The sequence below is a fragment of the Prolixibacter denitrificans genome (assembly GCF_003014495.1).
Taxonomy (GTDB): Bacteria; Bacteroidota; Bacteroidia; order Bacteroidales; family Prolixibacteraceae; genus Prolixibacter; species Prolixibacter denitrificans.
The window spans coordinates 227,750-249,688 of record NZ_PYGC01000007.1 but is presented as its reverse complement, the minus strand read 5'-3'; the positions used below and the strand labels follow the sequence as shown (position 1 = coordinate 249,688).

Genomic DNA, 21,939 nt, shown 5'->3' with positions numbered 1-21,939 from the left:
TCTAAAAGCAAGAAAATCCTTCGGGTTTAGGATGACCCGAAGGATTCTGTGATAAAATATAATAGCGAAAAAATTGGTTTACAACATAGAAGGGGTTTGGGGTGAGTTGTGAGTTAGAAGCTACATGTTATTCCCTTCGACTAATAAAAAAATTGCAATTACACTTACTACTTATGTTTCTGTGAAAAACGGGGAGTTATTGAATTAGCGTGGAAGGTTGAACTCATCCTCCACATGACATCGTACGCGAAGGATGAGATGTTTGATTATATGCCAATGGGCTGCACGATCTTACGCAGCTCAGATATGTCAAAGATTTGGTATTGTTTATTTTCCGGGTTGTTGAATGCTGCCCGATTGTAATTCCAGCTGGAAATGTTTTGATTAATCGCTTTCAGGAAACTGTTATATGAAATTTCCTTCTTAAGATCCTCCAGCGTTGCATAACCGTTCAGGTAACGGTTGTAGGTATCGAGAGACAAATATCCGAGATATTTATTCAGATTATACACCAGTCCGTTAGCTTCATATATCTCGTTCAGATTGATGTCTCCTACCATTGTCGTTTCGAGCAATTCGAAATCGGTTTTGTCTTCCGAAGTATAGAAGCCCATGTACATGTGACCGGGGATGAGAACGAGAAAAGGTTTGATGTCGATTTTCATTAATACCGAAGCCAGAAAGACACTTCCGTCAACACAATTGGCCTGGGAGTTCTGATAGACTTCATCGAATGATCGGACATATTGCGAAAACACTTTTTGCGATGGATTACTCGTAGCGGTAATGGAACTGTATTTTACATTTCGGAGTTGAAGCGTATTCCAGATGGCAAACACCTGTTTCATGACCTCTTCCTTACTTACCTGGTATCCGGTGAATGCATCGACTACGTGATGATAAAGCGCTTCTTGCAGGAAGTTGTCGATAGCCGGGTTATTCTCGTTTACGTAGGCTGCAAACATCCAGCCGAGGTCGATGTAGTTGCCATCATCGTCGATAAAACCATAAACGCATTCGTTTACCGAGCGGTAATTTAACCGCAGACTTTTATTATCGGTTTCCTCACCGTTGATGTAACAGGCAAATGATAAATCAACGGTACCTGGCTGCTTCAGGCTTTTCAGGTTCTCGTAGTTCCAGTTGATCATCGGAGAGAAAGCTCTCTCTTTATCCACGGTGTCGAGATGCGCATGAAAAGCGGATTCGTTGTTAATGAGCGACGGCTGCAGCTCAACTTTTACCTCTGTATGTTCAGTCGGGTTGACCATACTGTATTTGAATAAATCAAAACTTTCACCGCTACGGGCTGAGTAATTGGCTAATCCCAGTATCAATGACGGATAAACCGAATTTTCAAAGGCTTCGTCATAGGCTACCTGAAAGTTGACCTGATTTGAATAGATAGGTTGGTCCAATGGTGCGCTGTCTTTCTCGCAACTATTAAGAAAGAGGAGGCCGAACAGCATAAAAAGATAAAGTGACGATTTGAAGATTAATTTCTTTTTCATTGAAAACTTATAAGTTAATTGATTAATAGAATGGGTATTTGAAAAGTCATTTTAGCAAGTCGTTTGAATAGGTTTGTCATACGGATTTATGAGTAACTCTTCGGGTTGACTCTCCCGGATATTTCTAATTCATTAATGTATCAATAGTATTACTGTCGTTAGGTTAACCGGGCGGCGAAAATAATTTCTACTTTTCATAATGCAAAATTCAGAAAAGAGACAGCCCCACTAGTAGATAAGTTTTGGCAATGGTACTTTTCCGTTCATCACGGATTTTTGAACGTTCACCACACAAAATGATACGTTCACCATCAATTTGGACTAAAACCGAAAGTTATCAACAGCTCAGAAATTAGAACGATTCTAATCTGACGGAGGAAGGAAAAGGGCATAAAATAAGCCAAGTTGAGGAGCCCCGGGGTGTTTTTATGGATGTCATCCCTCTTCATAGTTCAAAAAGGGATGACATCCGTTTGCCTGCATTGGGCTGTGACTATTATCAGTCGGAAAAAAGATTGGGCGCACCACCATTGTGATACGCCCAATCCAGAACAGTATATTTTAAGTCTTTTATGCTAATGCGTCGTACATGACTTCGATAGGGTGAATGGCTTTCCGGCCCGTGCCGTCTTTGATGTGGTGGCGGCAACTGGTTCCGGGAGCAGAGATAATGGTTTCACCGGCTGATTTCCGGACTTCCGGGAAGAGCACCATTTCACCAATCTGCATTGATAACTCGTAGTGTTCTTTTTCGTAACCGAACGAACCGGCCATTCCGCAGCACCCCGATTTGATTTCGCTCACCTGGTAATTGGGCGGCAGCGAAAGCATTTGTTTGGTCGGCGTCGTTGAGGCCACCGCTTTCTGCTGGCAGTGTCCGTGCAGTTTAATGTCCCGTTGTGCAGTGGTAAACTGCTCTGCCGTGATGTTACCTTTTTCCATTTCGCGCACGAAGAACTCTTCGAACAGCAGGGCATTCTCTCCTAATGATACGGCAGCCCCGCGCAATGACTCGTCTACCAGTTCGGGATATTCGTCCCGGAAGGTTAGAATGGTCGACGGCTCGATGCCAATCATTGGCGTTTCCTCCGAAATTTTATCCTTCAGCATGCGCACGTTGTCGTTGGCAATTTTCTTCGACTCGCGCATAAATCCTTTCGACAGGAAGGTACGGCCGCTCTCGCGATGCTTGGGGATCTCTACCGAGTAGCCCAGTTTCGTCAGCAACAAAATGGTTTTAATACCGATATCCGATTCCTGGTAATTGGTAAACTCATCGGCGAACAGGTAAACTTTACCTTTCGAACCTTCCGGTTGCCGGTTTTTATTGGCCCAGCCTTTTAATGTTTTGCTGGTAAATGCCGGCATCGACCGTTTCGGATGGAAACCGATAAGCCTTTTGGTGAGCCCCATGTTCATGTTCCAGTTGGCCAGTGGCGCAACAGCCGAAGCCAATCCACTCATGCGGGGCAACCAGGCAATCAGTTTCGAGCGAAGCGGTGCTCCGTGCTCGTCGTAATAATATTGTAGAAACTCGGCTTTGAATTTCGCCATGTCAATGTTCGACGGACATTCTGCTTTACAGGCCTTACAAGAAATACACAAGTCGAGCACCTGGTAAATCTCCGGATGGTCGAGCGGTTTATCGTTCTCGGAATGGTGCAGGAATTCCCTCAGAATGTTGGCGCGTCCACGCGTCGATTTGTCTTCGTCGCGGGTCGCCATGAACGTAGGACACATGGTTCCGCCCACGACTTCCGATTTACGGCAATCACCCGAACCGTTACATTTCTCCACAGCTCGCAGGAAGCCTTTTGTTGAAGAAAAGTCACTCACGGTTTCCACCTCCGGATAATGGTTGTTGAGGTTGTACCGGAGATTTTGGGTAATGGGCGGTACATCCGTAATTTTTCCCGGGTTGAGGATATTCCACGGATCCCAGGTTTTCTTCAGTTCCTTGAAGAGCCCGTAAATTTCGTCACCGAACATGAATGGGATAAACGAACCGCGCAGGCGGCCGTCGCCATGTTCCCCCGAAAGGGAACCCCTGTATTTCTTCACGAGTCCGGCTACATCTTGTGCCAGTGTGGAATACAGCTCCTGATCGTTTTTGTCTTTTAAGTTGAGCAACGGACGCAGATGGATTTCACCGGTAGCGATGTGCGCGTAGAAAACACATTGCAATCCGTGACCATCGAGCACCTGCTGGAACTCGGCCATGTATTCCGGTAGTTTGTCGGGACTAACCGCTGTGTCTTCAATGACGGTCGTACTTTTCCGGTCGCCCGGAATATTGGAAAGCAATCCGAGACCGGCTGTACGCAGGTTCCAGACCCGCTGAATCTGCTCGTCGCCAAAAATGAGCGGGAAGTGGTAACCGTAACCGGCCTCTTCCATATCTTTCACCAGCGCCTTGTGAATGGCTTCAATCTCTTCTTTGGTTTCCCGCGCAAATTCAATTACCAGCACCGCTTTCGGTTCGCCTTGCAGGAAGAACCGGTTTTTGCGCTGTTCAATGTTCTCTTTGGTGCACTCAATAATAATGTCATCCATCATCTCGATAGCACCCGGATTGTGTTTCAGCGCTACAATATTTCCCCGGAAAGCATCTTCCAGCGAAGAAAAGTGAGCGGCGATCACGCCTTTTACTTTCGGCGGAAGCGGAATTAAATTCAGCTTGATAGAGGTTGAGAACGCAAGTGTTCCTTCGGAGCCGGCCAGCAACTTGGCTATATTAAATGGTACGCCGTTACCGATGAATGGGTCGGTATCCATCAGAATATCGATGGCGTAGCCCATGTTTCGGCGGGTGACGCTCTTTTCCGGGTACACCTCTTCGATTTTCTTGCGGGTATCTTCATTCTCCAGCATCTCTTTCAGCTGGAGATAAATCTTCGTTTCCAGTTGTTCCGGGTCACCGGCACACTTGGCTTCAAATTCTTCTTTGCTCAGCGGCCCGAAAGTGACTTCCGAGCCATCGGCCAGGAAAGCTTCGACTTCGAGGATATGGTCGCGCACACTTCCGTAGATGAGCGAGTGGAGACCACAGGAGTTGTTGCCTAGCATACCACCGATACGGCAGCGATTGGCCGTTGAAGTCTCCGGTCCGAATTGCAACCCGTAAGGTTTCAGGTATAGATTCAATTCCGCCAGGTTAACGCCCGGCTCCACGCGCACCCGCTTTTCCTCCTGATTGAATTCGAGGATGCGGTCCATGTGTTTTGAAATGTCCATCACGATGCCGCTACCCACGACTTGGCCAGCCAGTGAAGTTCCGGCAGCGCGGGGAATGACCGAGAGTTGATTCTCCCGGGCATATTTCAAAATTCGACTGATATCGGATTTATTTTTGGGTATGGTGACAGCCATCGGCTTTTCCCGATAGGAGGAAGCATCGGTTGCATAAATGATACGATGTACCTGATCGGTAAATAGTTCGCCCTCCAATTCACGGGCCAGTGATTCGAATGGTTCGGTACTTGACATGTTTTAATGATTTGGTGAAGCTAAGATACAAAAGATCGGACACGCGTGGTTTAAATTATTTATACTCATTAAACGCTTTGAAAATTAGGGAGGAGAGTGTGATTTTGGTAGTTTTGTTTGATAATTAAAGTTGTCATACAACCTACCAAAACGTCGTAAAATTGAATATTTAACGAGACCATTTCTAAAACATGACGAACAAACCTGACGATGTGAAAAAAACGAAGTAGCTTGAATCAAATGAGAATGAGATGGTAAAAACCCAACATTCGTTTGAATAAGTTACCATTCATTAACGAAAACATGACTTTGTTACATTTTAAGGACAGGCTATTTTCTGTAATTTTGCAGTAATTTTTGAAGATTGAAGTCAAAAGTTTTAAACTACATATAGTAAATGGAATTATTGAATCAGATTAAAGAGCAGGCCCGGAAGTTGAACCGGACAATTGTCCTGCCGGAAGGAGAGGAGATTAGAACGCTAAAAGCCACGGACATTATCCTGAAAGAAGGAATTGCCAAAATCGTGTTGTTGGGCGATCCGGGTAAGATTGCACACGAGGCGGAAAAGTGTGGCGCGAAAATCGAAGGAGCGGAAGTCATCAATCCGAAGACGAGCGGCAAACGCGATACTTATGCCGATATGATGGTGGAAATCCGGAAGAAGAAAGGTTTGACCAGGGAAGAGGCGTTGGAAATGCTGAATGATCCGTTGGTGTATGGTCCGATGATGATCAAAGCAGGCGATGCCGACGGCGAGATTGCCGGTGCTATTAATGCGACCGGCGACGTGTTACGCCCGGCTTTTCAGTTTGTAAAAACCATGCCCGGTGTGAGTGTGGTTTCCGGAGCTTTCATGATGTTTTTAAAAGACAAATCATTTGGTCACGATGGCGTGCTGGTATTTGCCGATTGCGCCGTAATGCCTGATCCGGATGCGCAACAGCTAGCTGAAATTGCGGTAACTACTGCTAAAACAGCCAACGCGATTGTTGGCATGGACCCGAAAGTAGCCATGCTTTCATTCTCGACCAAAGGAAGCGCTAAACATGACCTGGTGTACAAAGTTGCTCAGGCGACCAAGTTGGCTAAGTCGATGGCACCCGAGCTGAAAATCGATGGCGAGATGCAGCTGGATGCTGCCCTGGTGAAAGAAGTAGGCGAACTGAAAGCTCCGGGAAGCGAAGTGGCCGGTCAGGCTAATGTGCTGGTATTCCCGGGACTGGAAGCCGGAAACATTGGTTACAAGCTGGTGCAGCGTTTGGCTGGTGCCGAAGCGGTTGGACCGGTATTGCAGGGAATGGCTGCTCCCATCAACGATTTGTCACGCGGTTGTTCGGTAAGCGATATTGTGAACATGGTGGCCATAACTGCTAATCAGGCACAATAATTAAGTAGTAGTTCGGATTTCCCGGAAGGGAAAAGTCTACATAGATATTTCATATTTGATTTCGATATAAAATGGCAGAAATTCAGGTCGAGCCCATTGAACTTTATGGACTCAGTCAAAAACAGCAGATTAAGACACTGTTTTCGAAAATTGGAATTGTTGGATGCGGCAGTGTAGGGCAGAACATTGCCCGGATTGCCAGTGTGTACGGCATTGAAGTAGTTTTCATCGAGCTTTCGGAAGAAAAGATTCGGGAAGCGTATGATCAGATGAGCAAGGTGCTCGATCAGCGTATCAATAACTGGGGGATGACCCAAGGCGAGAAGAAGGCAATCATGGCTCGCATCAAGGGAACCCTGGATTACAAAGAATTGGCTGATTGTGACTTTGTCATCGAAGCGATTCGTTCTCAGTCTCATGAGGAACGTAAAGTGGATGAGCGCAAAGAAGTTTTCCGTCGCATCGAGGAAGTGGTGAGTCCGGAGTGTATCATTGGTACCAACTCGACGACCATTATTATTACCGAGCTTTCCTCGGAACTGAAATACCGCGAGCGTTGTGTGAGTCTTCACTTCTTTGTGCAGTCGCCTGAAGCCCGTGTATGTGAGGTGGTAAAAGGATTATACACGTCGGAAGATGTGTATGAGAAAGTGAAGAAGTTCGTGACGATGGTGAATCGACTGGTGATTCCGGTAGAAGAAGCTGCCGGCTTGATTTCGATTCGTCTCTTTTCATCTTTGTTGAACGAAGCTTGTGAGGTACTGATGGAAGGCGTCGGAGAACTTCCCGACATTGACAAGGTGATGAAAATTGGTTTTGGAATGCGGTTCGGTCCGTTCGAACTGGCCGATATTCTCGGACTGGATAAGATGGTTCGCTGGATGGACAACCTGTACAGCGAATTTGGCAGGGCCAAATACAAACCTTCTCCCATTTTGAAACGATTGGTTCGTGCCAAGCGCATGGGGCGTGAAGTCGGTGCAGGATTCTATACCTACGATGAGGATGGGAATATTATCGATAACGGGCATTTCAAAACATTCAATGTTTAATTCGCTGTGGCGGAGTTTTACCGGCAACCGGGCATGAAGCTCATGCTGCCGGAACAAAAAGAAAACAATCAAATGAAGATATTAGTACTTAATTGCGGAAGTTCATCCATCAAATACCAGCTCTTCAACATGGCTGATCAACTTGTGCTGGCCAAAGGTGTTGTGGAAAAGATTGGTATGCAGGGCTCCTTCCTGAAACACGAGAAAGAGTCGGGCGACAAAGTGAAGTTCGAAGGTGAAATTCTCGATCACAAAATCGGGATTGAATATGTGTTGGGCGTACTGACCAGTCAAAAGCATGGTTGTATTGCCGGCCTCGAGGAAATCAATGCTGTTGGCCACCGCGTGGTTCACGGAGGTGAAGCCTTCAAAGGCAGTGTTTTTATCAACGATGAGGTGATTGAAGAGATGGAGCGATGCGTAGAGCTGGCTCCGTTGCACAATCCGCCGAACCTGAAAGGTATTTATGCAATGCAGGCGCTGTTGCCCGAAGTTCCCCAGGTGGGCGTATTCGATACGGCTTTCCATCAAACCATGCCGCAGCACGCTTACATGTACGGAATTCCTTATGCGTTGTACACTAAATATGGTATTCGTCGTTACGGTTTCCACGGAACAAGTCACCGCTACGTGGCACGCCGGGCTGCTGAGATTTTAGGTCTCGATCAGGAGAACTCGAAGATTATCAGCTGTCACCTTGGAAACGGAGCATCGGTTTGTGCCGTGAAAAACGGTGAATCAGTCGATACTTCGATGGGATTCACGCCGGTTGAAGGTTTGATCATGGGAACCCGAAGCGGAGATATCGATTTGGGAGCCGTCACCTTCATCATGGACAAAGAGAAAATCGGCACCAAGTCAGCATCCACGCTGTTCAATAAACATGCAGGAATGTTGGGAATCAGCGGCGTTTCGTCCGACGCCCGCGATATCGAAATTGCTGCATTGGAAAATGGTAATGAACGTGCCCAGCTGGCCATGAAGATGTATGATTACCGTATCCGGAAGTACATCGGTTCGTATGCAGCTGCCATGGGAGGCGTTGATGCTCTGGTGTTCACCGGAGGAATTGGTGAAAATGCCGATATCACCCGTGCAGGAGTTTGTGAAGATTTGGAATTCCTCGGCATCGAAATCGATGAAAACCTGAACAACGGACTTCGCGGAAAAGAACAGGTCATCAGCAAAGAAGGCTCACGTGTAAAAGTGATTGTCGTCCCAACCAACGAAGAGCTTGTCATTGCTATGGATACCGAAACCATCGTCAAGAATCATTGATGAACCTAAATATGAAAGCGTCGGTTTAAAAATGCCGGCGCTTTTTTCAAACCAATAAATCAAACCAAAATGAACATCCTTGTCCTGAACTGTGGAAGTTCGTCTATCAAATACCAGCTGCTTTCAGTTCGCGGAAGCGACAACTTGCTGGCCAAAGGCATTGTCGACCGCATTGGTATTGAAGGAAGCTGTTTGTTGCATAAGGTTCCGAATCAGGAAGATTACCTGGTGAAGACCGAAATCAAAAATCACAAAACGGGTATTGGGCTTATCCTGAAGACGCTTACCGATCCGGAGGTAGGTGTTTTGAATAAGCTGGAAGATATTGAAGCAGTAGGGCATCGTGTTGCGCACGGGGGAGAAACATTTACCGAAGCGCGCATCATCGATGAAGATGTCAAGAAAGGTATCCGCGACTGTTTCGAACTGGCTCCGTTGCACAACCCCGGCAATTACGATGGCATCAAGGCCATGGAGGAATTGCTTCCCGGAGTTCCGCAGGTAGCTGTTTTCGACACGGCGTTCCACCAAACCATGACACCGGATGTTTACCTCTATTCGTTACCTTACGACTATTACGAGCGGTTGCGCGTGCGTCGTTATGGCTTTCACGGAACCAGTCATAAATACGTGGCAGAGAAAGCCTGTAAATTTCTGAACCGCGATATCAGAAATCAGAAAATTATTACCTGCCATTTAGGGAACGGAGCTTCTATCACAGCTATCAACGGAGGCAAGTCGGTTGATACCTCCATGGGATTTACTCCCAACGAAGGGTTGATGATGGGAACACGAAGTGGTTCCATCGACCCGGGCGCGCTTTTGTATATCGGCTGCCGCGAAGGAATGGACAGCAACGAGTTGAATGACATGCTGAACAAGGAGAGTGGCGTGAAAGGCGTTTCGCAACTTTCGTCCGACATGCGCGACTTGGCTACAGCTGCCCGCGAAGGAAACGAACGGGCGCGACTTGCATTGAAAATGTATGCCAACCGGGTGAAGCAGTACATTGGTGCATATGCTGCCGAGTTAAACGGTCTCGATATTCTGGTATTTACCGGGGGAATTGGCGAGAACAACGATTACGTCAGGGATTTGGTCTGCCGGGATATGCAATACCTTGGGGTTATCTTTGATGAGGAAAAGAATATCGGGCTGCATGGACAGGATGAAATCATTTCCATTCCGGGTTCTCATGTGACGGTGATGACCGTGACCACAAACGAAGAACTGGTGATTGCCCGGGAAACATACAACCTTGTTAATGTAGAATGATTTTAAATTAAAGATATTTCCTTTCGAGATTTTCAACGAAAGTTTTGAATTGTAAAGCCCTGCCACGGCATAAGAGAAATTTTCTTATCCGGACGGGGCTTTTCTATCATCCTGAAAGAAATAGTTTAACAGCATGTCGGGTCAGGCGAAATCCTAACATTTCATAGGTTTTGAGATGTTTTCATTTCGTAATTTCAACATGTGTAAACGGATAGATAAGTTCTGAAGTCATTTTGTGTAGTTGATTGTTATGATACGTAGGAGATAATGACAAAAGCTGTCGCCGTTTCGATGCGAACTCGTTTAATGAAATTTGCTAAACAGATTATTCTATGGGAATTAATCGACTGGAAGATCTTTTTGAGGCCGTAAAAGGCCGTCCACGGCGCAAGTTAATTGCGGCTTACGCCAATGACGAACACACGATTGTCGCCATCAGTAAAGCCATCGATTTAGGATTGATTGACGGCATTTTGGTGGGAGACAAGGAAGTTATTCAAGAAGTTTGTCGTCACGAAAATATTGACCCGGCCAAGTTTACCATCGTTCATCAACCCAACGATCAGCTGGCAGCTACTGAGTCGGTGGCGATGATTAATAACGGTGAAGGCGATATTATCATGAAAGGCCTGGTGAGTACTGATAAATTCATGCGCGCCATTCTCAATAAGGAAAACGGCTTGTTGCCTCCGGGTGCGGTTTTGAGCCACGTAACCGCGATGGAAATTCCTAATTATCACAAATTGCTTATTGCCAGTGATGTGGCGATTATTCCCGAGCCGGATTTGAAGCAGAAGGTGCAGATGATTAACTACATGGTACAAACGGCTGTAGCCTTGGGAATTGAGAATCCGAAAGTAGCGGCTGTCGCGCCCACCGAGTTGGTATTACCCGGTTTGCAATCCTGCTCCGAAGCAGCACTTCTTTCGAAAATGAATGAACGCGGCCAGATAAAAGGTTGTGTAGTTGACGGTCCGTTGGCTTTGGATGCAGCTGTTGATGAGGAAGCAGCGCAAATAAAAGGAATCAAAAGTCCCGTTGCCGGGAAGGCTGATTGTCTTCTGTTCCCCGACCTGAATTCCGGTAACGTATTCTATAAAACCAATACCAAACTGGCTGGCGCCGAATCGGCTGCTTCATTAGTTGGTGCAAAAGTGCCCGCTGTGTTGGCTTCCCGCGGCGATTCCATCGAAACTAAGTTATATTCCATTGCGTTGGCAGCCATGTTGGCTAAGTAAATTATACAGAACATGAGAGATATAAATATTTTGGTCATTAATCCCGGTTCAACCTCTACTAAAATTGCGGTGTACGAGGACGTCCGGTGTATTTTCCTGAAAACACTTCGTCATTCAAAAGAAGAGCTCGACCAGTATAAAACGGTAACCGAACAGTACGAATTCCGGAAGAACGCTATTCTGGAAGAGCTGAAAGCTGACCGCATTGACTTGAACAATATGGCAGCGATTATTGGTCGGGGAGGACTGACCTATCCGCTGGAGTCCGGCGTGTACGAAATTAACGAACGGATGGTGGAGCATTGCAAAGTCGGCATTAGCGGAATGCACGCTTCGAACCTGGGTTCGATGATTGCCTACGAGTTGGCGCAGGAAATTCCGAATGCCATGGCACTCACGGCCGATCCGGTAGTGACTGACGAGATGAATGACATTGCGCGGGTAAGTGGACATCCCAACTTCGAGCGTCGGTCCATATTTCATGCCTTGAACCAGAAAGCGGTTGCTCGTCAGCATGCGGCCAAGCTGGGCAGACTTTACAGCGACATGAATCTTATTGTGGTTCATTTGGGCGGAGGTGTTTCTATCGGTGCGCATAACAATGGCCGCGTCATCGATGCCAACAATGCGCTCGACGGTGAAGGACCGTTTTCTCCGGAAAGAAGTGGCACGTTGCCGGCCGGTCAGCTGGTCGATATGTGCTTCAGCAATAAGTACACGAAGGACGAGATCAAGAAGATGATTACCGGAGAAGCCGGCTTTGTGGCTTACCTTGGAACCAACGACGCCCGTGATGTGGAAATGGCGGTGAATGAAGGTGACGAGCGCGCCATTTTCTACCACAATGCGATGGCTTACCAGGTTTCGAAAGCGATTGGAGAAATGGCCACGGTACTGAAAGGTCGTGTGGATGGTATCCTGATCACCGGCGGAATGGCTTACGATAAAACCCTGATGTCGTTGATTCGTGAGCGCGTTGACTTCATTAGCCAGGTATACATCTATCCGGGACAGGATGAAATGAAGGCATTAGCCATGAATGCGCTGAACGTGGTACGGGGTGAAGCAAAAGTAAGGGTTTACTCCCGCTAGGTTAAGCAAATCCTACGATACATTAAAAAAAGGTTGTCGCTGCGTTAATAGGTGACAACCTTTTTTATATTTAATGGTTTCATATTATTTTAGAACCAAACGATATTTTTGCCAACATGGATACCTATCATCTTATCATAGTCATTTGTCTGATTGTTATTACCTCATTCATTTTTAATGTATTGAGTAATAGAACCAATATTCCCAGTGTTTTGATGCTGATTGGACTGGGAATGGTGATGAAATATTTCTTCGACTTGTCTGATTTTCAGGAATCATTCATGCCGACGCTGGAACTATTGGGTGTCGTCGGTTTGATTATGATTGTGTTGGAAGCGGCATTGGATTTAAAGCTTTCGCCGGAACGATGGCCGGTTATCTGGAAATCGACCTTAGTGGCTTTCCTCACATTGAATATTACCACTTTCGGCTTTGCCGGAATGATGATGTTTGTTATTCAGGGACTTGAGCTCACCGTGGCCCTTTTGTATTCGCTTCCGTTGGCTATTATTAGCTCTGCCATTGTTATTCCCAGTGTGCATAAAATGACGCGTACACGAAGGGAATTCATGATATATGAAAGTACGCTTTCCGATATTTTCGGAATCATGGCTTTTTATATTCTACTGGAAAATGCCAATGCGAATGGTTTCTGGGAAATCGTTGGAAATGTGACGGCAAATCTTAGCCTGACGGTGTTGATTGCATTCATCGGAAGTTTTATCCTGCTCTATATTTTTCAGAAGTTGGTGGTTATCAAAACGAAATTCTTTCTGTTTTTGTCGCTGCTGATTCTTCTGTATGCCGAAGGAAAAATCTTTCACCTTTCTTCGTTGCTCATTATTCTGGTATTCGGTTTGGTATTGCGTAATCAGTTTCTGTTTATCCGAGGAAAACTTTCCAAATATTTCGACCACCAGGCCATTGGTGTCCTGTTCGACAGTTTTAAGATGATCACGGAAGAAACCTCCTTCCTGGTTCGGTCATTCTTCTTTGTGGTGTTCGGTATGGCTATTTCCATTGGCGATGTGCTGAGCTGGCAAGTGCTGTTGCTTAGTTTTGCCTTCCTGTTCATCCTCTACATGATTCGTTTTGTTATATTCCGGACCGTTGTCGGAAAAAATATTCTTCCCGAAGTTTTTATCGCTCCCCGTGGATTGATTTCCATCCTTCTTTTCTTCGATATCCCGGAAGAATTCAAAGTACATGAAATCGAAAGCGGAATCCTGGGAATAGCCATTCTGGTTACCAGCCTGGTGATGGGCTGGGCATTGGCACAATGGCGCACCCGGATGAGCACGAGCACCGAAGATTAAATCCCGCTTATTGAAGATAATTTATTGTTTGGTTGGTGATTAGCGACTCTTTTTCTAAATTGGTTGCTGAAAAGAACGAGACAATACAGTTATGAGGTGCTTTTATCGGACCCAACATCCCGGGTCGGATATCTATACACCCATATACAGGAATTTAAAAATGACGCGTTTAGCGGAAGAAATTTTCGCATGTGAACTCATTCTGCATGAAGATGATAAGGCATGTGAGAGACTGGGAGGAGTGAATTCAAAGTTTATTTCGTTCGTTTAGCAGGAGTGACAGGTAGAAGCCAACAGACCATTTTTGAAGGTCACAAAGACCGGAAATTGAGACAATAATTCAGATATTTTTCAGGTTATTATACTAAATAAGTATTATATCGTATGAGGAGAATATTCTTGCTTTACCTGGCAATTGCTGTGTTTTCGCTGACAAGCTGCCACCACCATCGCGAACCCGCTGTGAAAGTTACCGGGCAGTTAAAACAATGGCATACTGTTACTTTAATGGTCACAGGACCGTTAGTTGCTGAGTTTTCAGCCGACAATCCATTCCTGGATTACCGTCTGGAAGCCACTTTTACCAATGGAAACAAAACGTATGTAGTACCCGGTTTTTTTGCAGCCGACGGGAATGCTGCCGAATCCGGAGCGGTATATGGGAACAAATGGGAAGTTCGGTTTTGCCCGGATAAAACCGGAACATGGAACTACAAAATTTCGTTTGTAAAAGGCAGAAATGTCGCCATTGCCGATAAAGCGGATGTGAAAGGTGAAACGGTCAGTCCCAACGGGTTTGAAGGTAGTTTTGAAGTTGCCCCGACAGATAAGACCGGTCGCGACTTCCGGGCACAGGGACGTCTTGAATACACCGGCGGACATTACCTTCGTTTTGCTGGTTCAGGCAAATACTTTCTGAAAGCCGGAGCCGATAGTCCTGAAAATTTTCTGGCATACGCAGGATTTGACGATACCTACAAGCCTGGACAGAAAGAGACCAAGGCGGGAGAAGCGGACTCCGGTTCGGCGTTGCATGAGTATAAACCACACATTGAAGACTGGCATGCAGGCGATCCGGTTTGGCACGGCGATAAAGGAAAAGGAATTATTGGTGCGTTGAATTATCTCGCTTCGCAGGGAATGAATTCTGTCTATTTCCTGACCATGAATGTGCAGGATGACGGCGATGACGTGTGGCCCTGGTCGCGCAGAAACGAACGTTACCGCTTCGATTGCTCCAAACTCGATCAGTGGGAAATCGTTTTCAATCACATGGATTCGCTGGGAATTTCGCAACATCTGGTGACACAGGAAACAGAGAACGAGACCTTGCTCGATAATGGAAATACCGATGCGCAACGAAAATTATACTACCGTGAACTGGTTGCACGGTTTGGTCATCATCCGGCTTTGATTTGGAATTTAGGCGAGGAAAACGGTCCGGCAGACTGGACACCGAACGGTCAAAATGATGCGCAGCGTAAGGCAATGGCGTCCTACCTGGCTCAAATTGATCCCTATCACCATCCGATTGTGATTCATACCCATTCCGATAATACGAACCGGGACAAAGTACTGGTTCCGATGCTTGGTCTCAAATCACTTGACGGCGTTTCGCTCCAAGTGGGCAATCCTTACGATGTTCACCAAGTAACGAAGAAATGGTGGCAGAATTCCGACACCACCCAACACAAGTGGGTGCTTACTATGGATGAAGTCGGACCCGCCTGGAAAGGTGCGTTACCTGATCGCAACGACGCACAGCATGATACCTTACGCCACCAATGTTTGTGGGGCAGTTTAATGGCCGGTGGAGCAGGAGTAGAGTGGTACTTCGGGTACAAGTTTCCGAATAATGACTTAAACTGCGAAAACTGGCGTTCGCGTGAGAACTTGTGGAAACAGACGAAAATCGCTATGGACTTTTTCCAGCAATATGTTCCGTTCCAGAACATGCAGCCAGCCGATAACCTGATTATTACCAACGACCGGGAGCAATCCTATTGTCTGGCTGATGCCGGAAAAACATACGTGATTTACCTCGGCGAAGGAACAACCTGGTCACGCTTTAAAGTGAGCCATCCGGGAGAAATTTACACCGTTTCGTGGTTCAATCCGCGTACCGGTGGCGCCTTGCAAAAGGGAACAATGGAGACAACCACCGGAGATGGATGGATTGATTTCGGACGTGCACCTTCCGATCACGATAAAGATTGGGTCGTTCTGCTTCGAAGGAAAAGTTGATCTTATAACGTAGCCCAGATGCGAGCCAGAGAGTGACCGGGGGCTTTGATATCCAAATCGAGGAAGTAGCCGAAAGGTGTTTGCGCTGTTTTGTATTCAGCATTCTGCAGACGTTTTTCGGCTGCGTCGAAAATGGCCTTGGTAAATTCGGGCGAAGCCTTGGATTCCGACAAGTGGGCGAATGAGTGCAGAACAATATACTGTGTGTCATTTTTGCGGGCGGTCCATTTCAAGTGGTTTACCAGTTTTTTCTCCCGGCTGGCCACGGTTTTCTCTTCGTCACCTTCTTCCATCTGGATGAAAGCAACAATGCAATTTTCGTGGGCTGCACCTTTTTCAATGGTTTCCACTTCTTCTAAATTTTTAATGGCAGGTTCATAAGCGAACCGGTCTGCATAAATAACCAAGACTTTCATAATAAATAATTTGTGCTTTTTACTACCGGTGAAGAAATATCACCAGCAAGTACGATTTGGTGGATAAAATTAACGATTCCGGTAAACAAAATAGCTATGTGCGTGAAAAGCGACCGTTTTTGATTAACGAAGTTTCTTATATTTACTTTTATAAATACTTTCCCTTCTATGAACAGGCATGTGATTCTCATTTTACTGGCTTTTGGATTGGCTCTTTCCCCGGAGGTCGTTACGGCACAGATTTCCTATGGAGGTCAGCCCGCTTCCTTTTCTTTAAAAGAAAAAGCGGCTGCGGTGGTTCCGGTGGTTCAGATGGAATATGTTTCCAACCAGCAATTGATGAGAGCGGAACCCAAAAGTGGACTGAGACTGAAGCCTTACAAATTTGCTCATACCTTCAACGTCGATATCACTCCAAAAAATTCCGGAACGTGGACGGTTGCGAGTGACGGCACAAAAATCTGGAGGGTAAAGATCCTATCACAGGGAGCTTATTCATTGAACCTCATATTTGACCGGTTTAAATTGCCCGATCATGCTAAACTCTTTATCTATAGTCCCAATCATCAAAAAGTGTTGGGGGCCTTTACGGCGAACAATGAGTCGGGATACGGAACGTTTGCTGTTCGTCCGTTGGCCGGCGATGAAATGGTGGTAGAGTATGATGAGCCGGCTGATGCTGAATTTCCGGGTCAGTTGCGTATCACCAAGGTCAATCACGATTACAAGAATGCATTTGGCGATCGGCCGCTGGGACAAGCAGGTTTGTGTAATGTCGATGTTTATTGTACTCCAGGCGAGGATTTGGCCGTGCAAAAACAATCTGAAGTACGTTTAATTATTGCCGGAAGTGAGCTATGCTCCGGAACGATGGTGAACAATGTTACTCAAGATAAAACTCCGTATCTGATAACGGCGGGCCATTGCATTGGCTCAAAATCCGATGCCGAGCAAACCGTATTCTATTTCAACTATGAAAGTCCCGATTGTGGTCAAAACCTGGGAAGCATTGACGGGTATGTCGATCAAACCGTTTCTGGTTCTATACTAAGAGCACGCTCTGATTCGCTGGACTTTGCTTTGGTTGAAATGCAGACCATGCCCCCGGCCAATTACCGGCCCTATTTTTCAGGCTGGAACAACAGCGCTGCCGTTCCTTCTTCCACATTTGCCATTCATCATCCCAACGCAGATGTGAAGAAGATATCGCGAGACTACGATGCTCCGGGCGTCGGTTCCTTTTCGACCAAATACATTTCCAATGCTTTTTGGGTCATTCATCGATGGGACGTGGGAACGACCGAGGCCGGTTCCTCCGGAAGTGGCTTAATAAGTAATAGCTTTCAGTTGATAGGAACTCTGACAGGAGGTGCAGCTACCTGTGCTGATCCGGTAAACGATTACTTCGCTATGTTGAACAAGCAATGGAGTTATTACAGTGCCGACACCATGCGACTGGCTACCTGGCTGGACCCGAACAATACCGGTAAAACGTTTGTCGATGGTTTGGACCCTTATGCAACAAATCCCGTTCCGTGCGGGCTGTTTTCCAATGTTCAATACGGCGAAAAGTATGTAAAACAAAAACTGTCAGACAACTCGGGGTATATAACCGGGAAAAATTCATTGGGGATTACCGCTTACGCTGAAAAGTTCGATCAATCGACTCAGGCGGAATTGCAGGCTGTGGCTATTGCTTTCAGTCAGACAGCTACCAGCCCGATATCCTCGGGACGATATTTCAATCTGAATGTGTACGATGCCGATCTGGTGACAGGCTTACCCAATCATATCATTGCAACACAATCGGTGGCGATCAACTCGTTGCAGGATTCCTCGATGAATTACATTCCGTTGACGACCCCGATAACAACTACCGGTACGTTCTATGTTGGTTACGATCTCGACTACAATAATCTTCAGGATAGCATCGCCGTTTTCAATGCGCCTGCCCGGGATGCAGCTACCAATCCGGTAAACACTGCCTACGCTTTTTATAACAACGGCTGGGTTCCGTTTGATCAAATACCTGATATTGGAATTAAAACGTCGCTGCTAATAAAAGCACATGCTTGCAATGTTTTGGGGATGGATGTCGTGGATACGAATCTTCAAGATAAACAGTTCGAGGTTTATTACCCGACCGGTGGATTGAATAATTATGTGTATTTGCAGAACAACGGACCGGAAGGAAATGCGGTGGTATCGATTATGGACATGATGGGAAGAACGTTGCATCAGGAAGTACACTACCTGACGAATGAACCGGTAAAGGTTTCCATTGGAAATCACAATTCAGGAATCTACTTTATCGCTGTAAAAACCGATAAGGTCAGAGAAGTGATGAAAGTCCGGTTAAGAACCGGACGATGATTTTTCGTTAACGAAAGTTAGGCTTACCTTTGGGAAAATTTTCACCGGATGGTTCGTAAACTCTTATTCCTGGCCTTATCCATTTCACTTTTATTGTTTGGATGCAAATCGAAAAAACACCCCTCACCGGAAGGGAAAAGTGCATTTGTATCTACGTCAGCGAAATATGCCCGGGGGTTTACGATTAAGGATTTTAAGACCTACGAAAAACTGACGGTTTTGAATCCCTGGCAGAAGTCGTCCGGTGTTTCCTACAGTTATTATCTGGTACCCCGAAATCAAAAAATACCGGCTTCCTTGCAAGGCAAGAACATTGTTCGCACGCCCGTTCGACGGGTTGTGTGTCTTTCTACTACGCAGCTGGGCTTTCTCGAAGCGCTGAACGAAACTTCCTCGCTGGTCGGAATTCCCGATATTAACCTGGTTTCCGATTCGTCTATCATTCAACGATATCACAATAAGCAGTTATCGGAAGTTGGCTATGCGCAGGGATTAAACTACGAGCTATTATTGAGCCTGAAGCCCGATTTGGTTTTAACCTACGGCGTCGACGGAGAGGTGAGTGCACAATTGAATAAGCTGAAAGACCTCGGCGTTCCGGTGATGTTGGTGGGCGAGTACCTGGAAAGGACGCCGCTGGCCAAATGCGAGTGGATTAAATTTTTTGGCGCGATATACGGAAAAGAGACGGAGGCAGATAAGTGGTTCAACCGGATTGACAAGAATTATCAACAGATCAAGAAGAAAGTGGCTGAGGTGGATTATCGTCCGAAGGTGTTGACTGGTTTGCCCTGGAAAGACAACTGGTGGATGGCCGGAGGAAAATCCAATTTGACCAATCTGATTCACGATGCTGGTGGTGAATATCTTTGGCACGAAAATACTTCCCGTAATGCTTTTGTGGTATCCATCGAAGATGTGTTCATGAAAGCCAAGTCTGCTGATTTCTGGATTAACAGCGGTACTGCAGGTTCGATTAAGGATTTGCTATCAGTCGATAGCCGCTTTTCGTCGTTACCACCGGTAAAAAAACACAAGGTTTATAACAACAATGCCCGAATGAGTGCCGGAGGCGGAAACGATTATTGGGAAAAAGGTGTTGTCAGGCCCGATTTGATTCTGAAAGATTTGGTCCGCATCTTTCATCCCGACAAAGAGACCGACGGAAAATTGTATTTTTACCGGCAATTAAACTAACTGATGGAGCAAGCAAACGCGACAAAGATGAAACGGAGTTTTCGCCCGGAAGGAAGCCTTTTTCTTCTGGCTGTTCTGGTGATTGTATTCTTTGTGCTCGATCTCTTCATCGGTTCGTATCATATTTCCCTAAGTAATATAATAAAGGCGCTTTTTGCACCCGGTCAGGTCGATTCGCAACTGGTGACTATTGTCCGGCAGTTTCGCCTTCCCAAAGCGTTGACCGCACTCTTGGCCGGAGCGGCTTTGTCGGTAGCAGGTTTACAAATGCAGACGGTCTTTCGGAATCCATTGGCCGGACCGTATGTATTGGGCATCAGCTCCGGAGCGAGTTTAGGTGTCGCTTTGCTGGTGTTGGGAGCCGGAAGCTTGTTTGCAACCGGAGCTTTTAGTGTTATGGGAGCGTGGTCGGTTGCCGGTGCAGCGTGGATTGGTGCAGCTGTGATACTCATGCTGATTCTGGCTGTCTCAGCCCGGGTAAAAGACATTATGACCATCCTGATATTGGGAATTCTTTTCTCTGCGGCGACTTCGGCTATCGTGAACATCATGCAGTATTTCAGTAGCGAATCGATGTTGAAATCATTCGTGGTTTGGACCATGGGAAGTTTGGGTAGCGTAACCAATGCACAGCTTCAGGTATTGTTACCCGGAGTTCTGCTGGGACTGTTTTTAGCCATTATTTCTGCCAAGTTACTCGATGCTTTTTTGCTGGGCGAAGATTATGCCCGCAGCATGGGAATGAACGTGCAACTGGCCCGCGTGTTGATTTTTATTTCGACTTGTATTCTGGCCGGAAGTATCACGGCTTTCTGTGGCCCCATTGGCTTCATCGGTATCGCCGTGCCGCATATCGTGCGTATGGCTTTAAAAACGGCTCGCCACCAACGCTTGATTCCGGGTACGATTTTGCTCGGTTCAGCAACCATGCTTTTCAGCGATATCGTCTCGCAACTTCCCGGTTCCGAATCGACATTGCCCATCAATTCAGTTACGGCACTGCTTGGAATTCCGGTAGTCATCTGGATTATCTTAAGAAATAAAACAGTAGGAGCCCTGAGTTAATGAGTGATAGCAAGACCATAAAACTGAATCAGGTATCGGTTGGTTACCGCGATTCGCGTGGGAAGGAGCGTATTGTCAAAAGCAACATTTCGCTTGGCGCGGAAAAGGGGGAACTGGTGGCACTCATTGGGGGAAACGGGATTGGTAAGAGTACGTTGCTAAGAACATTAGCCGGTTTCCAGCCGCCTATCAACGGTGATATTATAGTTTCCGGAAAATCCATCGCGTCCTACCGGGAAAAGGAACTGGCCACGACGCTGAGTTTCGTTTCCACTGAAATCATTCGTGTTGCCAATCTTTCCGTTTTCGAAATGGTAGCTCTGGGAAGATTTCCACACACCAACTGGTTTGGCAAGCTGACGGATGAAGATCGCCGGATCGTTAATGAGTCTATTGGAATGGTCGGCCTCAATGGATACCAGTCGCGGCCTATCAATCAGATTTCCGACGGCGAACGACAACGGGCCATGATTGCCCGGACCCTGGCTCAGGACACCGACATCATTGTGCTCGATGAGCCAACAGCTTTCCTGGATGTACCCAATAAATACGAAGTTGTGAGCATCCTTCATCATCTGGCAAGGGAGAAAAACAAGACCATCATTTTCTCAACTCACGATTTGAACATCGCTGTCAGTGAGGTTGATATGATTTGGTTGATGCTGCAGGATGATGTGGTTCAGGGAGCGCCGGAAGATTTGATTTTGAATGGACAATTTCCTTTGCTGTTCCAGAAGTCGGATTTGGTTTTCGACATGGAAAAAGGCGATTTTCGTATCAAACGACGCCCGAAGCTTACAGCCCGGCTGACGGGAGCCGGTTCAGAGTTGTTGTGGACGCAAAAAGCGCTGGAAAGAAACGGACTAGAAATGAACAACGAAGCGGATACCGAAATAGAAATCACCGTCCGGTCAGAACCACCTTGCTGGCAGGTTCGAACAACGAACGGTGAAAAAACATTCTATTCGGTTTATCATTTATGCCGTTATCTGCGTGAACTGTAGTT

General features: G+C 46.4%; 15 protein-coding genes. 12 read left to right on the top strand and 3 right to left on the bottom strand.

The features are described from left to right. Positions 1 to 266: 266 nt before the first annotated feature. Together CLV93_RS14390 and CLV93_RS14385 are read right to left on the bottom strand one after the other, a co-directional pair. On the bottom strand, positions 267 to 1,511 hold the full coding sequence (locus CLV93_RS14390; protein ID WP_146142034.1) for a hypothetical protein: 1,245 nt from the start codon (positions 1,509 to 1,511) through the stop codon (positions 267 to 269). 570 nt (positions 1,512 to 2,081) lie between these two features. Beyond that, complete coding sequence (locus tag CLV93_RS14385; RefSeq protein ID WP_106542891.1) at positions 2,082 to 4,997, bottom strand: FAD-binding and (Fe-S)-binding domain-containing protein; 2,916 nt, start codon at positions 4,995 to 4,997, stop codon at positions 2,082 to 2,084. 397 nt (positions 4,998 to 5,394) lie between these two features. Here CLV93_RS14385 and pta point away from each other — a divergent pair, with 397 nt between their 5' ends. The 8 genes from pta to CLV93_RS14345 all read left to right on the top strand — a co-directional run bounded on the left by pta (position 5,395) and on the right by CLV93_RS14345 (position 15,882). Next, a complete protein-coding gene (gene pta, locus CLV93_RS14380; protein ID WP_106542890.1) occupies positions 5,395 to 6,387 on the top strand; it encodes a phosphate acetyltransferase in 993 nt (330 codons plus the stop codon). A gap of 71 nt (positions 6,388 to 6,458) precedes the next feature. After that, positions 6,459 to 7,439, top strand: a complete 981-nt coding sequence (locus tag CLV93_RS14375; RefSeq protein ID WP_106542889.1) for a 3-hydroxyacyl-CoA dehydrogenase family protein — start codon at positions 6,459 to 6,461, stop codon at positions 7,437 to 7,439. A 72-nt stretch (positions 7,440 to 7,511) separates the two neighbouring features. Continuing rightward, positions 7,512 to 8,717, top strand: coding sequence for an acetate/propionate family kinase (locus CLV93_RS14370; RefSeq protein WP_106542915.1), 1,206 nt, complete (start codon positions 7,512 to 7,514; stop codon positions 8,715 to 8,717). 69 nt (positions 8,718 to 8,786) lie between these two features. Further along, positions 8,787 to 9,992: an acetate/propionate family kinase gene (locus CLV93_RS14365; protein WP_106542888.1), complete on the top strand. Its 1,206-nt coding sequence runs from the start codon at positions 8,787 to 8,789 to the stop codon at positions 9,990 to 9,992. A gap of 332 nt (positions 9,993 to 10,324) precedes the next feature. Next, entirely contained in the window at positions 10,325 to 11,230 is a 906-nt protein-coding gene (locus CLV93_RS14360) for a phosphate acyltransferase (RefSeq protein WP_106542887.1), read from the top strand. Positions 11,231 to 11,242: 12 nt separating this feature from the next. Next, on the top strand, positions 11,243 to 12,322 hold the full coding sequence (gene buk / locus CLV93_RS14355; protein WP_106542886.1) for a butyrate kinase: 1,080 nt from the start codon (positions 11,243 to 11,245) through the stop codon (positions 12,320 to 12,322). Positions 12,323 to 12,438: 116 nt separating this feature from the next. Then, a complete protein-coding gene (locus tag CLV93_RS14350) occupies positions 12,439 to 13,638 on the top strand; it encodes a cation:proton antiporter domain-containing protein (protein WP_106542885.1) in 1,200 nt (399 codons plus the stop codon). 384 nt (positions 13,639 to 14,022) lie between these two features. Then, positions 14,023 to 15,882 (top strand): glycoside hydrolase family 140 protein, encoded by a 1,860-nt coding sequence (locus CLV93_RS14345; RefSeq protein ID WP_106542884.1) that lies wholly within the window; start codon positions 14,023 to 14,025, stop codon positions 15,880 to 15,882. Positions 15,883 to 15,884: 2 nt separating this feature from the next. Here the strand turns inward: CLV93_RS14345 and CLV93_RS14340 are convergent, their stop codons facing one another. After that, positions 15,885 to 16,298: a threonyl-tRNA synthetase editing domain-containing protein gene (locus tag CLV93_RS14340; protein WP_106542883.1), complete on the bottom strand. Its 414-nt coding sequence runs from the start codon at positions 16,296 to 16,298 to the stop codon at positions 15,885 to 15,887. 168 nt (positions 16,299 to 16,466) lie between these two features. Between CLV93_RS14340 and CLV93_RS14330 the strand changes: the two genes are divergently transcribed. The 4 genes from CLV93_RS14330 to CLV93_RS14315 are packed head-to-tail and all read left to right on the top strand — an operon-like array spanning position 16,467 to position 21,937. Continuing rightward, on the top strand, positions 16,467 to 18,671 hold the full coding sequence (locus CLV93_RS14330) for a T9SS type A sorting domain-containing protein (RefSeq protein WP_106542881.1): 2,205 nt from the start codon (positions 16,467 to 16,469) through the stop codon (positions 18,669 to 18,671). A 48-nt stretch (positions 18,672 to 18,719) separates the two neighbouring features. Continuing rightward, positions 18,720 to 19,868 carry an ABC transporter substrate-binding protein gene (locus CLV93_RS14325; protein ID WP_106542880.1) on the top strand — a complete coding sequence of 383 codons (1,149 nt, stop codon included), beginning with the start codon at positions 18,720 to 18,722 and terminating at the stop codon, positions 19,866 to 19,868. A 27-nt stretch (positions 19,869 to 19,895) separates the two neighbouring features. Then, positions 19,896 to 20,933, top strand: coding sequence for an iron ABC transporter permease (locus tag CLV93_RS14320; RefSeq protein WP_106542914.1), 1,038 nt, complete (start codon positions 19,896 to 19,898; stop codon positions 20,931 to 20,933). Further along, positions 20,933 to 21,937 (top strand): ABC transporter ATP-binding protein, encoded by a 1,005-nt coding sequence (locus CLV93_RS14315; RefSeq protein WP_106542879.1) that lies wholly within the window; start codon positions 20,933 to 20,935, stop codon positions 21,935 to 21,937. Before CLV93_RS14320 ends, CLV93_RS14315 begins: the two co-directional genes overlap by 1 nt. Positions 21,938 to 21,939: the final 2 nt, after the last annotated feature.

Excerpts from the sequence above, each read along its gene's own strand:
- CLV93_RS14345 (WP_106542884.1), top strand. The coding sequence starts at position 14,023 with ATGAGGAGAATATTCTTGCTTTACCTGGCAATTGCTGTGTTTTCGCTG.
- CLV93_RS14340 (WP_106542883.1), bottom strand. The coding sequence starts at position 16,298 with ATGAAAGTCTTGGTTATTTATGCAGACCGGTTCGCTTATGAACCTGCC.
- CLV93_RS14320 (WP_106542914.1), top strand. The coding sequence starts at position 19,896 with ATGAAACGGAGTTTTCGCCCGGAAGGAAGCCTTTTTCTTCTGGCTGTT.
- CLV93_RS14370 (WP_106542915.1), top strand. The coding sequence starts at position 7,512 with ATGAAGATATTAGTACTTAATTGCGGAAGTTCATCCATCAAATACCAG.
- CLV93_RS14390 (WP_146142034.1), bottom strand. The coding sequence starts at position 1,511 with ATGAAAAAGAAATTAATCTTCAAATCGTCACTTTATCTTTTTATGCTG.
- CLV93_RS14315 (WP_106542879.1), top strand. The coding sequence starts at position 20,933 with ATGAGTGATAGCAAGACCATAAAACTGAATCAGGTATCGGTTGGTTAC.
- buk (WP_106542886.1), top strand. The coding sequence starts at position 11,243 with ATGAGAGATATAAATATTTTGGTCATTAATCCCGGTTCAACCTCTACT.
- CLV93_RS14350 (WP_106542885.1), top strand. The coding sequence starts at position 12,439 with ATGGATACCTATCATCTTATCATAGTCATTTGTCTGATTGTTATTACC.
- CLV93_RS14365 (WP_106542888.1), top strand. The coding sequence starts at position 8,787 with ATGAACATCCTTGTCCTGAACTGTGGAAGTTCGTCTATCAAATACCAG.
- CLV93_RS14325 (WP_106542880.1), top strand. The coding sequence starts at position 18,720 with ATGGTTCGTAAACTCTTATTCCTGGCCTTATCCATTTCACTTTTATTG.
- pta (WP_106542890.1), top strand. The coding sequence starts at position 5,395 with ATGGAATTATTGAATCAGATTAAAGAGCAGGCCCGGAAGTTGAACCGG.
- CLV93_RS14375 (WP_106542889.1), top strand. The coding sequence starts at position 6,459 with ATGGCAGAAATTCAGGTCGAGCCCATTGAACTTTATGGACTCAGTCAA.
- CLV93_RS14385 (WP_106542891.1), bottom strand. The coding sequence starts at position 4,997 with ATGTCAAGTACCGAACCATTCGAATCACTGGCCCGTGAATTGGAGGGC.
- CLV93_RS14330 (WP_106542881.1), top strand. The coding sequence starts at position 16,467 with ATGAACAGGCATGTGATTCTCATTTTACTGGCTTTTGGATTGGCTCTT.
- CLV93_RS14360 (WP_106542887.1), top strand. The coding sequence starts at position 10,325 with ATGGGAATTAATCGACTGGAAGATCTTTTTGAGGCCGTAAAAGGCCGT.